Source organism: Lysinibacillus zambalensis (assembly GCF_040183165.1).
GTDB classification, from domain to species: domain Bacteria; phylum Bacillota; class Bacilli; order Bacillales_A; family Planococcaceae; genus Lysinibacillus; species Lysinibacillus zambalensis.
In genome coordinates this window covers 68,052-81,322 of record NZ_JBEGDG010000008.1, presented here as the reverse complement: position 1 = coordinate 81,322, position 13,271 = coordinate 68,052, and the positions used below count along the sequence as shown (strand labels likewise).

The 13,271-nt window shown below is 36.9% G+C and carries 14 protein-coding genes; 1 reads left to right on the top strand and 13 read right to left on the bottom strand.

Annotated features, from left to right (window positions below):
• Window positions 1-132: 132 nt before the first annotated feature.
• Entirely contained in the window at window positions 133-1,422 is a 1,290-nt protein-coding gene (locus ABNX05_RS12445; RefSeq protein WP_349660042.1) for a replication-associated recombination protein A, read from the top strand.
• A gap of 130 nt (window positions 1,423-1,552) precedes the next feature.
• Here the strand turns inward: ABNX05_RS12445 and ABNX05_RS12440 are convergent, their stop codons facing one another.
• From ABNX05_RS12440 to ABNX05_RS12380, 13 genes are all read right to left on the bottom strand, one after another.
• Window positions 1,553-2,254: a hypothetical protein gene (locus ABNX05_RS12440; RefSeq protein ID WP_349660041.1), complete on the bottom strand. Its 702-nt coding sequence runs from the start codon at window positions 2,252-2,254 to the stop codon at window positions 1,553-1,555.
• Between the two features lie 368 nt (window positions 2,255-2,622).
• Window positions 2,623-3,171, bottom strand: coding sequence for a hypothetical protein (locus ABNX05_RS12435; RefSeq protein WP_349660040.1), 549 nt, complete (start codon window positions 3,169-3,171; stop codon window positions 2,623-2,625).
• 190 nt (window positions 3,172-3,361) lie between these two features.
• On the bottom strand, window positions 3,362-3,748 hold the full coding sequence (locus ABNX05_RS12430; RefSeq protein WP_349660039.1) for a hypothetical protein: 387 nt from the start codon (window positions 3,746-3,748) through the stop codon (window positions 3,362-3,364).
• A gap of 352 nt (window positions 3,749-4,100) precedes the next feature.
• Window positions 4,101-4,862 carry a tRNA threonylcarbamoyladenosine dehydratase gene (locus ABNX05_RS12425; RefSeq protein WP_349660038.1) on the bottom strand — a complete coding sequence of 254 codons (762 nt, stop codon included), beginning with the start codon at window positions 4,860-4,862 and terminating at the stop codon, window positions 4,101-4,103.
• A gap of 583 nt (window positions 4,863-5,445) precedes the next feature.
• Complete coding sequence (locus ABNX05_RS12420; protein WP_349660037.1) at window positions 5,446-6,420, bottom strand: N-acetylglucosamine kinase; 975 nt, start codon at window positions 6,418-6,420, stop codon at window positions 5,446-5,448.
• 241 nt (window positions 6,421-6,661) lie between these two features.
• Complete coding sequence (locus tag ABNX05_RS12415; RefSeq protein ID WP_349660036.1) at window positions 6,662-7,744, bottom strand: DUF871 domain-containing protein; 1,083 nt, start codon at window positions 7,742-7,744, stop codon at window positions 6,662-6,664.
• Window positions 7,745-7,770: 26 nt separating this feature from the next.
• Window positions 7,771-9,099, bottom strand: a complete 1,329-nt coding sequence (locus ABNX05_RS12410; RefSeq protein WP_349660035.1) for a PTS sugar transporter subunit IIC — start codon at window positions 9,097-9,099, stop codon at window positions 7,771-7,773.
• 45 nt (window positions 9,100-9,144) lie between these two features.
• A complete protein-coding gene (locus ABNX05_RS12405; protein ID WP_197145022.1) occupies window positions 9,145-9,465 on the bottom strand; it encodes a PTS lactose/cellobiose transporter subunit IIA in 321 nt (106 codons plus the stop codon).
• 13 nt (window positions 9,466-9,478) lie between these two features.
• Window positions 9,479-9,787, bottom strand: a complete 309-nt coding sequence (locus tag ABNX05_RS12400) for a PTS sugar transporter subunit IIB (RefSeq protein ID WP_197145023.1) — start codon at window positions 9,785-9,787, stop codon at window positions 9,479-9,481.
• Between the two features lie 456 nt (window positions 9,788-10,243).
• The gene (locus tag ABNX05_RS12395) at window positions 10,244-11,419 is read right to left on the bottom strand and encodes a GNAT family N-acetyltransferase (RefSeq protein WP_349660034.1); all 1,176 of its coding nucleotides are present in this window, start codon (window positions 11,417-11,419) and stop codon (window positions 10,244-10,246) included.
• Window positions 11,420-11,527: 108 nt separating this feature from the next.
• A complete protein-coding gene (locus tag ABNX05_RS12390) occupies window positions 11,528-11,797 on the bottom strand; it encodes an HPr family phosphocarrier protein (protein WP_349660033.1) in 270 nt (89 codons plus the stop codon).
• Between the two features lie 17 nt (window positions 11,798-11,814).
• A complete protein-coding gene (locus ABNX05_RS12385) occupies window positions 11,815-12,534 on the bottom strand; it encodes a sugar isomerase domain-containing protein (protein WP_432760146.1) in 720 nt (239 codons plus the stop codon).
• A 4-nt stretch (window positions 12,535-12,538) separates the two neighbouring features.
• Entirely contained in the window at window positions 12,539-13,261 is a 723-nt protein-coding gene (locus tag ABNX05_RS12380; RefSeq protein WP_197145047.1) for a GntR family transcriptional regulator, read from the bottom strand.
• Window positions 13,262-13,271: the final 10 nt, after the last annotated feature.

The window sequence follows — 13,271 nt, the reverse complement described above, 5'->3', positions numbered from 1 at the left end:
GGCAAAATACTATTATCGTTTTATTTTAAGCAAAAAAACATTCAGCAAATCAACTATGCCTCGGCATAATTACATGACACCCGCTGAAATAAGTTGAAAATCAATAAAAACAGTTGAAAGGGGGAATTTTCAATGCATAATGAACCACTCGCTTATCGCATGCGTCCTTTAACCCTTGATGAAATTGTAGGACACCAAGATTTTATCGGTCCTAATACCGCTCTTTATAAAATGATTCAAAATGAGCACGTCCCATCCATGCTACTATTTGGTGAGCCAGGTATCGGCAAAACGTCAATTGCGAATGCCATAGCAGGAAGCTCGAACCTTCCCTTTTTCGCGCTTAATGCTACTCGCGCTGGTAAAAAGGATGTCGAGGATATTGTACAAGAAGCTAGAATCTCAGGAAAAGTCCTTCTTTTTTTAGATGAAATTCATCGTTTTAATAAATTACAGCAGGATGCTTTGTTGCCACATGTGGAAAATGGCTCAATCGTGTTAATTGGAGCTACGACGGAAAATCCATACCATGATGTAAATCCCGCTATCCGCTCACGTTGCGGAGAAATATACCAACTACAACGTTTAACGATAGAAAATATCATCGAACTTATAAAAAATGCGCTTTCTGATGAGAAACGCGGGCTAGGTAAACATCATTTTGTCTTAACAGATCCTCAAATTGAACAAATTGCTGAAGCAGCTAATGGTGACGCTCGGAAGGCATTAACTTTGCTTGAATCGCTTTATTATGCAAGTGATGAAGTCGATGGTCGAACAATTGCTGCTGATCATATTCTTAAGCATCTTATCGGGAGAATTGGTGTTTATGGTGATAAAAAGGGATCTCATTTTTATAATTTGCTATCTGCGTTGCAAAAATCTGTTCGCGGAAGTGATACGAATGCAGCATTGTTTTATTTAGCTCATTTATTGGAAATAGGTGATTTAGTAGCTGTTAGTCGACGCTTACTTGTGATGGCTTATGAAGATATAGGCCTTGCCAATCCTGATGTAGGACCACATATGCTTGCGGCTGTACAAGCGGCAGAGCGTTTAGGGCTACCTGAGGCACGTATCCCGCTTGCAAGTGTTGTTATTGAAATGTGCCTTGCATCCAAATCTAATTCTGCAATTGCAGCCATCGATGCCGCTATTGCCAGCATTCATGAAGGAAAAACTGGCGATATTCCTCATCATCTACGCGATGCTCATTATGAGGGAGCAAAAGATTTAGGTCACGTAGGCTATCAATATCCCCACAACAACCCTATTGGCACGTTTGGTGGTTGGGTTGACCAGCAATATTTACCTGATGAGCTAGTAGGCACAGAATTTTATAAACCTGTTATTGCAGGTGAAGAAAAACGAATGGCAGGAATCTACGAAAAGCTTAAATCTTTTCATAAGGATGAAAAGTAATATCTTTACTTGATTATCTTAACTGAAAATCATAATATACTGTTTTTTCATAAAAGTAGGCACTTCAATTTGAACTAGAAGTGCCTTTTTTTATTCCCTTAATTCCTAAAAACAGAAAGAGTCTAAGCAATCATCCTGTAAAAGTCTCCTTATTTGTTGTGTAACGGTTATTGTAAAATCGGTTCAATATATCTTCCATATTTCTAATTGCAGATAATTTAGTCGTCTCTTTCTGCTCATCATGTAAATAATGAAGAAAATTATAAGTTTGATACAGTAGACTAGCAAATTCCTGAGAGTTCTCCCGTACTTCAAAGCGAATCGCTTTTACAGCAATCGCTTGACCTATTGATTGCTCCCTTGTCGGAGAGAGTTGATCCTCCGCATTTTCATCTGTAGTTCTATATAATAATTTTAATGCCTCATTTACTTCCTTGTTATCACTAAACCGTTCCTTTATCCACCGTAAGACAAATTGTACTAGGATAATGGCATAAATAAGTGACAAACTTTCATCGCCAATAGATTTTTTCGACAAATGTTTAAAATACTCAGCTTGTGTCACAAGTTCGAATATAATTAAACGAATTGGATATAGGAGAGCATGTTCACTGTTGATATATAATTTTTCTCCACCTTTATACAATGCCAACCAAAAATCTCTAACTAATGAGATAGATTTTCTTGTCGCGAGAGCTAATTCGCATTGAATAAGCTCATGTTCGAGTGTTTGTTGTATAAGCCGTAGAAATAATAATTCCTCATCCTCACTTACTAATAAGAGTGGATTTTCTAATTTCGCTACATCGATATCGATACCATTTATTAACATTGAACAGCCCCCTTCCAATCAATTATGCCTCGACATAATTGTGCCGCCACTTCTTTTAACAAAACAATGATGAAAAATCTTACACATAGATTTTCAATTTTTTAACTATATTTCGACAAAAATTTATAAATACCTTTTAAGAAAAAAGTCCTTTTTTTATTTTCGTACAACAAAATTTTAACACTTGTATACCATTCTTCTCTCAATAATCTATTAACAGCAACAAAAAAATCTGCAAAACTTTAACAATCAGAAAACCCAATCATCCCTCGCAAAGTAGCGTGCTATAAGGATTAATGGATTAACCGCAAAAAGTAAGCAGATTCTAAACTGTTATTCTATTATCTAAAAGTGATGATAAATCACTCCTATATTATTTCTGTAAATTCATGCTCAACAAATAGTTTAAATTGTTGCATACATTGTTTGACTGCACCTTTTTGTTCAAGTACTGCATTTCGCAGTGATACAGTTTTCTCTTCATCTTTTACGACTTCGCTATAAAGTGCGAAAATCGCAGATAATAATTGTTCATTCTCTTCCTGGTCAATACTAGGTAAAGAATAGGCTGCAATTGTTAATAATTGCTCAACTTTTTCAGGTGTTTTTTGTAACTCATTAGATGAATAATAAGTTGATACCGCTAAAAAATAGCAAAGCTTTGCACAACAATCTATAAACAAATGCCAATATGTATTGGCACTTGGTAATTCTCCTGCCCTATTGTCTAAATACTCTTTATAATATGTTGTAACTTGTGTATATAAAGGATTTAGTCCTCTCATAGCCTTTGGATAATTATTAGATGTATCCAAATAGTCAAATACAATATCATTCATTTTCTGCTGAAGTTTTACAATATCTAAATGATCACGAATTACTTGAATCTCCATTTTACCACTCTCCGATGTTCTCATTTGTTTTCTAAACGCCATTTCTACTTCCCTAAGCAGTCGTGTACATTCCAAACAAATTGATCTATTATCTATTGGAATTTATTCAAATTATAGCAATAAACCAAATAGAGAAGTGGTCACATGAAAAAAATAAGACAATTTCGTGAATTAATAGCATTTTAAGCACGTTAGGCGAACTATTCTGGTAAAATTATGTTCTTTGAACATAATCATCAAATAAAGATTGCTCTTCCGTTCGATCAATTATTTCTTTTATACTTCCTTGCGCATATTTTTTTATTCTTTTTTGAGGTATATAAAAATAGGCAGTGTTTGTAATTAACCACTCACTAAGTGTTAGTTCATTACCCGGTTGCTGATTAGTCAATATACGTTTATGTCGGAGTATATCCGCCATTTTGTAAAAACCATCTGATAGCTCGTAAGCCGAAACATCAAAATTAAAAATAGGGCTAACAACCTGTCCAGCATCAAAAATGTGTATTGTTTGCCCTTCTTCATCAATAGCTAATTCTACTGTGCTAATTTCATCGAATAGATTTAAGCCTCTATATTCCATTTGATAGATTTGCTCCATCTTAAAATGCCTCCTTTTATAGGTTCTACAGCAAATATTGGAGGAGTCATAATGTGAAGCTGCCCTAACGTTCAGGCGACCGTCTCTCCCTCATTAACTACCTAACAAATATCTTAGACCTCTTTTTTTACAACGTTCCTATTGTAACATATAAAAAGTAGCTGTCTTCAACAAGACAGCTACTTCCATAAAATGGTTCATTGGCATAACTAATAGTGATTATCGTTCTTCCACCGATGCTTAAGGAGATACCATTTTTATTTTTATCGAGAAATTATTTAAGTTTATCGATAGATATTGTTATTTTTACCGATGATCATTTTGAATTTATCAACCAACTATCAAAAGTGCATTAGCCTTGTACACGTGTAATTTTTACATCCTTTACGATTGCATTCACTACCCAGCTCGCTGCAATTAAACCTGCCACTGAAGGAACGAAGGCATTGGAAGACGGCGGCATTTTTGCTTTGCGGATAGCTGCATCCGGTTTTCCGACATGCTCCACTACATCTGGACGAACTACAATCGGACTCTCATCCGAGAAAACAACCGTTACTCCTTTATGAATACCGTCCTTCCGTAATTTCGTACGGATTATTTTAGCCAATGGGTCCGTATGCGTTTTTGAAATATCCGCAATTTGGAAACGAGTAGGATCCATTTTATTGGCCGCACCCATACTAGAAATAATCGGTATATTTCGTTTTAAACATTCCTTCATAAGATGAATTTTATACATCACTGTGTCACTTGCATCAATGACATAATCTATGCCTTGTGCGAAAAATTGCTCATATGTTTCTTCTGTGTAAAACATGTGCATATCAATTACTTCACATTCTGGATTAATATCAGCAATACGCTCTTTCATGACACCTGACTTAGATTTTCCGACCGTTGAAAGGTAGGCAACTAATTGACGATTAACATTTGTAATATCTACATTATCCTTATCTACCAAAATAATGCGACCAATACCACTTCGTGCACATGCCTCAGCAGCAAATGAACCTACACCGCCTACACCAAGAATGGCTACTGTTGTATTTTTTAATTTTTCGAGTCCCTCTGTTCCTATAGCGAGCTCATTACGTGAAAATTGATGTAACATCCTTACACTCTCCGTCTGTTGAATTTTGATTCCGCTTTTAATGAGCACTATATAACTGCCCATAAAAGCACTATTAGTGAAAATGAATAATCAGCGGTAGATAAAGACCTTCCACTGATTACTTCATTAGTAAACCTAGTTATATACTAAGATAAAATCAAACTTATCTTACATTTTATCACGATATTCATCAAGTAAAAATTATAATAAAAAAAATTAAGTATTTCTACTAAATCAATTATGCCTCGGCATAATGGCGTCCAGAATCGGCCTTGTGCTTAGGCCTGCATGGGGGCCGACACGATGTTGGTCATTTCGGTAATGCCACAGGACGTGGCGCTTTTACCGATGCAGGTCAGATAGCCGTTATCGCATGGATGCGATGATTTTAGGCTAACATCCTATATTGAACTCCTTTCCGATTCCGTGACATCCGCTGAAGGAAGTTAGAATACTTATTAAGTATGTAAAGTTTGAATTAAGTCCACAAAAATCTATATGTAGGACACGATTTAAAACTAGAGGCCGAAATTTTAAGGCAATTGAACAAAACGTCATTCAATTGCCTTTCATCTTCTCGCTTTTATTCTTGTTCATAATTTTTAGAGAAAGATTCCACAAAATCTGCGCCAAGCTGAACGTTTATTTGCTTGAAAGCCGCAATTACTGCCCCACCAATTGGTTGTAAGATTGGCGCCATAAATTGCAATGGTATTCCGTCTGCTTGTGCAAATTGCTGCAATCCTTGTAAAAAATACGCTTCATTCTTAAAAACGCCTCCCACTAATACAACAGATACCTCTCCTTCCTTCCAAGCCATATGGGAGTAACATGCTTTTATCGCCACATAATAGTTCTTACAAGCATCCTCCATGATTTTAGTAGCGACACGATCTCCTTTTTCTGCCACTTCAAAAACATATTTACTTAACGGTGCAATCACTGTCCGAGGATGTTCTTCTCCGTATATACACTCTATTAATTGTGGTACATTTTCCACAGAAAAATATCGTAGTATAACATCTGTCAATGCTGTTGAGTCTCCTCGGCCATCATAGCTTTGAAAAATAGCCTTCAGCACTTGAATACCTAAATCATAGCCACTGCCCTCATCATCAAAAAGATAACCCCAGCCCCCTACTCTATGAAAATGATGCTCATGATCGTAGCCCATTGTGATAGCGCCTGTCCCAGCAATTTGCACAATACCTGCATGTCCAAGTGTGCCTGCATAAAGTGCAATTAGAGCATCATTATCAACAAAAACATTTGTTGTTTTAGGAACGTATTGGCGTACTATCGTTTCTACAACTTTTTCTGCCTGTAGCTCCTTGACCCCAGCCATGCCAGCAAAACAACTATCGATAGCTGCAAAAACTTGCGAATTTTGTTGTTGTAAATTTTGCAGTATATTATGAATCGTTGACTGAAAATATTGAACATCCATTGCTGTAGGGTTACTTCGAGTCGTTACTACTTTTGCATAAATATTGCCGAGTTCATCACAAATCACTGCTGACGTTTTCGTTCCTCCACCGTCAATCGCTAATACATACATTTTTTTACTCCTTTCTTCTCCATCAATTTCGGCCTGGCTTAATTGTTAGTTGTCACAGGATGTGATGCTCTTAGCCTTCGTTCCCCTATCGCTAATCCCCTAGGAGTTGCCCAGTCTCCACTCCAATTAACTTATTTGCATAGTATATGTTATAACAAATGTCATCCACGACTTTAGGTGATGAACCATAAAAAAAGGGTTTAAGCACTATTAACGAATGGCTTAATCCCTTCTCCTGTAATCATTTCGTAAAGCCAAATGATGCCCATGGCTGAATATGTGCTAATAAAAATTGTTCTTCTTCTACAACTCTAGCCACAACATTTGTTGACCCGGCATTCGGTATTTCCTTTAAAACAATTTGGAGCTCGCCCTTATAACGAACATCTAAATTATTATCGATTGTCACGTCCCCCAATGTTAATGGGCGACTATCGTGTACAGGGAAGTCACCATTTTTATACTTAACACGAGATTGCGTACTACGGATTACGTACTCCGAAACATCACCACGATTAAAATGCGGCTCCTTAAAAAGTATTGCTTCTTCTAAAATTGACGTTTCAACAGACTGTTCAACCTTCAGCTCTAGCTTATGACGATTTAATTGGCCTAATGCACGTAATTCTTCCTCAGAAGCATACATATTGCCAATAATACAATCATCTATTAAGCCAGTGTGCCATAAATCCTTCGCTTGCACAGTAATTGGCAAATGGCGATGTTCTTCTAATGTTGGTAAGCCATGCTCGGTTTCTTCCCAAGGTCCAAACATAGCATGCTGAGATGAGATCATTGCTGCTGTTCGAATATGATTAGCTTTAAATTGTTGAGACGTTTGTAAAAAATGTTGGCGTGATAGACCTGTAAAACGTCTAGGATAAAAATTATGGCAGCCAATAATATTATCTTTATTCGGTTGATAGGATAATATATTTTCTACATATTTAGTACCGTTACTAATATTTAACTCTACTTTCAAATTACTTGCATCGAGGGACATAAACGCTTCTTCCTGGCCCGAAAAACCCATATCTAAGCGCAAAGCCGCTAAATGATAATGCTCTTTAAAGTACCCAATATCTTTATACGTTAAGCCTAAACTTTCAAAAACAGCTGGTGCAATATCAGCTGAAATTTCAAAGCCAAGCTGCTGCGCAAATTTGTTTATCTGTTGTAATTTTTGTCGCTCCTGATCGTTATTTAACGACATAAGACATGTAAATATTCGATCAAAACCATTATCATGAGCGAGCCGAACATACCGCTTCATATCTTCTAGTGTACTATGCTGAGGATATAGTGAAATCCCTAATCTTCTCAATTGCAAATACCTCCATTAGTTCACAATTACACTTCTACTTTTTGATTTTCTAATTTTGTAACTTGCTGTTCGTTTTGAGACTCTGATACTGCGACTCGCTGTTCATTCTGCTTTGCGATACGGTTTGCCATCGAAATAAACGGTAAATAAATACATACTGCGACAATCAGTAAAACAATACTAAGAACAGCTCCTTGCCAAGATTGAGTCGCTAAGAATCCATTAATAATCGGTGGCGTTGTCCACGGAGGCGAAACCGTAGCTGCCGGCACAAAGCCCCACTTCGTTGCAAAGAAAGCAATTGTTACGTTAACCATTGGTGTCAAAATAAACGGTACAAATAACACTGGGTTTAACACGATTGGAAGACCGAAAAGTAATGGTTCATTAATATTGAATAGGCCTGGTGCTGCCGACAATTTTCCGACGGTATTATATTGTTTATTCTTTCTAGCGATAATGAAAATAGCAATTATAAGTGCTATTGTCGTACCCGAACCACCCATATTGATGAAGGCATCAAAGAATGGTTTATTTACGATGTATGGCGCTACTTCTCCAGATGAAATGGCTTTTACATTCGCTTCAATAGCTGGTAAATTGATTGTTTGCATAAATGGTTCGATTATGTTAGCACCGTGAACACCTAATGTCCATAAAAACGTAGGAATGAATGCTAAAACTAAAGCCGCAACCCATGTATTCGTTAAGCCCATAAACGGCTCTTGAATTGCTGTGTAGAATGAACCTACAATATCAGGAATATCAAAGCCTGCCGAAATAATTGTACGAACTAGAGCAAATAAACCAATTGTAATAATTGCAGGTAATAATGCAGCGAATGATTTTGAAACAGCTGGCGGTACACCATTCGGCATTTTAATTAATAGCTTAGGGTTGCCAGACAATCTACAAAATACTTCCGTTGACAGCAAAGCAACAATAATGGCTATAAACAAACCGCCTGTACCTGTTGTTAACCCTGTTAATCCACCTTCAGCAAAAGTTCCAAATGTCATATAACTGGAAAGACTGATGACACCGGCTGATAGTCCATCCTTGTCGTAGCTTTTTGCAAGATTGTAAGCAATGGTAAAGGCTAATAATAGCGAGAGAACTCCAAATGTCGCTCCCCAAATATTGCCGCCCCATTGTGTCCAAGTTTCATGCTTCCAAATAGCATCAAGTGCATTTTGATAAAATTTGATAGGCAAATTATTAACTAGTACCGCAAGTGATCCAACAATTGTCAATGGCATGATTGTAATAAAACCATCTCGAATGGCAACTAAATGACGCTGATTCCCTACCCTAGCTGCAACTGGCACAAATTTTTCTTCTAAAAAACGGAACATTTCACACACTCCCTTTACTTTTTATCGTGACATCAAGGCTTGATGCTACTCCCCTTTGATTCTTTCATACAACTCAATCATTTCTGATGCTAGATCACGAAACGTAATAGCATTCATTAAATGATCTTGCGCATGAATTAACAGCATTGACACTTCTACTTTTTCTCCCCTTGCCTCTTGTGACAGTAAAGCCGTCTGAGAATGATGCGCTTCAATCAATGAATCATTAGCTAGCTGTATTTTTTCCTTTGCTTCCTGAATCTGTCCTTTTTTTGCTAGCTGGATCGCCTCCATACATTCACTTTTCGTATTACCACTGTGCACAATCAGTCCCATAATAGATTCCATCAAAACTGTTTCTTCCATTGCCGCAGCCCCCTTAACCAATCAACTTTAACGCCTGATTTAAAACATTTTCGCCATTCATCATGCCGTAATCCATCATGTTAATAACATCAATAGGAAAATTTTCCTTGTATTTTGTTTCAAATGTTCCTTTTAAGTAACGGACTTGCGGACCTAGTAGCAGCACGTCCGCCATTTTAGTAGCTAATACTTTGTCGACCTCACTTTCAGCAATTGCATAAATATCTGCCTCAATATTTTGTTCTTGCGCTGCTTTCTGCATTTTCGACACTAGCAAACTAGTACTCATTCCCGCTACACACACTAGCATAATGTTTTTCATCTAAACACTCCTCTTTGTAATTTAAGTTCGTCTTTCTAGCGATAATATCTATCAATTACGCCTTGGCATAATTGCGTCCGGAATCGGCCCGAGGCTTGTGCCAACACGACGTTGGTCACTCAGTCGTGTGTTGTTGCCGCTTCGCTTTCGCACAGATAAATTGCCACAGGACGTGGCGTTCTTAGACTGAGTTCCTCTACTTCAGCGAATGTTTGGATTTGCTGAAAGATGTATGAAATCGCTTTCTTAAGTTGAGAATAGCACCTATTGGTATATACCACAATATCCTTTTTACACTATTTTTTTCCTCAAGAAATGGTTTTAAAAACTGGGCTATACCGTTGTTCCAGACTACTGAAAGGATTCATTTAAGTGGTATAGTCCAGAAAAAAGTTTAAAAAAATTTAAATTTTCAGAACCAACTATCCGATAGTTATTCATTCATGAACGCTTTTCTTAAAAGTACTCATAAAATGCTGGTTTAATAGAGGGTAATGCAAGCTGCCATCGATCAATTATGTCTTCAGTCAAATGTTTATTTGTATACATAACCGCATCCTTTACAGTTAAATAACCAACCATCATTGCCGAAAAAAGATTAATTGTTAATGTTAACATATGCATTTCTGGGATAGAATTAGTCTCAATTATCGAGACATCTCCACTTTTATTTATTTGAAATACGTGTTCATTCCAACTACAAAACGCATCTTCAATTTGAATATATAGCGGCTCCTGAATATCACCCCACGGATAATGTTGCATAAACCTCAAAGCGTCAACGATCCTAACCATCACATCTTGAACGACTTCCTTTTTAAACTGTGGCTCTTTAAAATAGAAGCCAAATTGGTGGTTGTTAGAGGTAACTCCTTTAATGTTACTTACACTCGCCGCATGCGACGTTATAAAACGCCATATCGCTTGTTCTGCAAGTAAATCCTCAGCAATAAAATCATGAATCTCAAACGTCTCATCCTTAATTTTATAACGAATATAACCTGCAATTTTATCATCGTTAAAATATGCCGCAAAATGGCTATCAGGCATCCTTCTCTCTATTCTTTTCCACCACGCATCATCTCGAAGCATACTTCCATTATTGAAAAGTGCTTGTGCATTATGAAAATCCTTAATCACCTGAAAAAGATCACGCTCTGGCCATTCAAAGCTCATACGTTTTACAACGTCCAATTGCTTTCCGAAAGCAGGAAACATCGATTGTGGAATCGTGTAATGTAGCTTCTCAAAAAATAATTCCCATCCAAAATAACGATAAAAGGATACAGAAAATGGTGCTAACACAGAAATGCTTTGCCCATTCTCTCGCATTTTCTTCAGTGCCTCTGTCATAAGCTTTTTGATAATCCCCTGTTGCCGATACTCAGGATAGGTTGCAACAAAGCCAATTCCGCCCATATCATAATTTTTACCATTAATTGTCATGTTGAGTGGCAATATTAGGAGCTGTCCAACGACTTTATGTTCATCGTAAGCCCCTAATGTTGTGCTATGCTCAACCCAATAATGAAAATCATCTCGACGCGCACCAGTATACTTATTAGGAAAACAATAATCTCTTAATTGATGTACCTGTAAAAAATCTTTTGGTGGGATTATTTTTATTTCCATAGAAAAAAGACCCCCTTTCCACATTGAATATCTCGCAATTAAAGTTACACTTACAAACTACCGTGATTCTTTATAGTTTGCCCCAAGAGACAACAATGCCTTTAATGTTCAGTATTCTTCTCCAATTCCTTTAGAAATAATTAATTCTGTTACTGTTTGAAAAAGTTTCTCAGCATCAGGCCCATCTGCTGAAATTTCTACAATGCTTCCGGGTGCTACTCCTTGTGCCATAACACCCATAATTGATTTTAAATTGACTGATTTCTCTTTATAAGTTAATTGAACATCACACTCAAATGGTGTGACTGCTGTTACAAGTAAAGCTGCAGGTCTAGCATGTAGTCCCTCCGGCGCTGTTATTTTATATGTTTTCTTCATAGATATCCCTCCGCTTGTCATTTAAATTTAATTCGATGTTGATAATAGGCAATCATAGCCTCATTATGAGACGAATCCGAGTCAACATTATTGCTTTTAAAAACGGGTAATACTTCGTCTGATATAGCTATGATCTCAATGACTTCACTAAATAATATATTTAATATAATTGAACCAATAACTGTAGAGGATGGGGCATACTGTATATCATTGTGATGCAGTAAACCATCTCCTATTGGTATATGCGTATTGATCACTTTATCTACAACTTCCTCTAAGCGCTTCCCACTTTGATGACGTGTCTTTTGCTCGCAATAAGTAAGCGATTGCAGAGACATGACAAGTACTCCCGCTTCTTTCGCTAAAAATGCTACATCTATAGGTGCTTGATTTCTCCCAGATGTTGAAATAACAATGCAAACATCATTTTCATGAAAATCAAAATGATCTTTATACTGTTCAATGATCGTCGGGTCCTTTTCATTTTTTGATGATGTCATTGCTCCTGCATGTAATGTTAGTGGTTCAATAATTATAGGACGTACAGGTACAAGCCCTCCCGCTCGATAAAATGCGTCTTGCGTTAAAAGATGCGAATGGCCACAACCAAATAATTGGACGATTCCTCCGCGTTGAAGCCTTTGTACAATTAATTGTGCGGCTTCTTTTATTTGGGCATATTCTTGCTCTTTAACGATCTGCATTATCTTTTGAATTTCTAGAAAATATGCATCCATAAGATCACCTTTTAATTTCACTAATGAATTTGTATCGATCAGCTCGGTAAGTACTTCGCACAAGCTCAAACGGAACTCCATCAGATAAATAACTTGTACGTTTAATAATTAACACCGGTGCAGTATGATTAATTTGCAGAAATTTACTATCTTCTTTTAGAACAATAGCCGCCTCCATTTGCTGAATAGCGTTTCCAATTTTTTGATGGAACTTTGCCTCAATTAACGCGTATAATGACCCCATTATTTTCTTTTCATCTAATTCAGGATATATTTTTACTGGAATATATGTTCTTTCGATGGCCATTGGCTTGGAATCAGCACTACGAATTCGTACAACGAAGAATACCTCTTCACCAGCCTCTAACATGAGATCTCTAGCAATATCAACTGGTGGTACGATTTTCTCAAAGCGTAAAACTTTACTGCTTGGTTCCATCCCTCTAGCTCGCATATCCTCTGTGAAACTTGTTAATCCTTTTAACGGTTGTTCTAATTTTGGATTAGCGACATACGTACCTCTGCCTTTTTCACGATACAGCAATCCGCTATTGACTAAATTTGTGATAGATTGGCGAACAGTCATTCTACTAACATCAAACTGCGTAGAAAGCTCTCGCTCAGAAGGTATATTTTCACCGATTTTGTATTCTTCTAAATAAATACGTTGTTTAATGATCTCTTCTATTTGTATATAAATAGGTATATGAGAATTTTTATCTAACAAACCTTGTACC

Coding starts and splice junctions, on each gene's coding strand:
- ABNX05_RS12400 (WP_197145023.1), bottom strand. CDS start 9,787: ATGAAAAACATTATGCTAGTGTGTGTAGCGGGAATGAGTACTAGTTTG.
- ABNX05_RS12385 (WP_432760146.1), bottom strand. CDS start 12,534: ATGGATGCATATTTTCTAGAAATTCAAAAGATAATGCAGATCGTTAAA.
- ABNX05_RS12410 (WP_349660035.1), bottom strand. CDS start 9,099: ATGTTCCGTTTTTTAGAAGAAAAATTTGTGCCAGTTGCAGCTAGGGTA.
- ABNX05_RS12445 (WP_349660042.1), top strand. CDS start 133: ATGCATAATGAACCACTCGCTTATCGCATGCGTCCTTTAACCCTTGAT.
- ABNX05_RS12405 (WP_197145022.1), bottom strand. CDS start 9,465: ATGGAAGAAACAGTTTTGATGGAATCTATTATGGGACTGATTGTGCAC.
- ABNX05_RS12435 (WP_349660040.1), bottom strand. CDS start 3,171: ATGAGAACATCGGAGAGTGGTAAAATGGAGATTCAAGTAATTCGTGAT.
- ABNX05_RS12430 (WP_349660039.1), bottom strand. CDS start 3,748: ATGGAGCAAATCTATCAAATGGAATATAGAGGCTTAAATCTATTCGAT.
- ABNX05_RS12390 (WP_349660033.1), bottom strand. CDS start 11,797: ATGAAGAAAACATATAAAATAACAGCGCCGGAGGGACTACATGCTAGA.
- ABNX05_RS12395 (WP_349660034.1), bottom strand. CDS start 11,419: ATGGAAATAAAAATAATCCCACCAAAAGATTTTTTACAGGTACATCAA.
- ABNX05_RS12425 (WP_349660038.1), bottom strand. CDS start 4,862: ATGTTACATCAATTTTCACGTAATGAGCTCGCTATAGGAACAGAGGGA.
- ABNX05_RS12420 (WP_349660037.1), bottom strand. CDS start 6,420: ATGTATGTATTAGCGATTGACGGTGGAGGAACGAAAACGTCAGCAGTG.
- ABNX05_RS12440 (WP_349660041.1), bottom strand. CDS start 2,254: ATGTTAATAAATGGTATCGATATCGATGTAGCGAAATTAGAAAATCCA.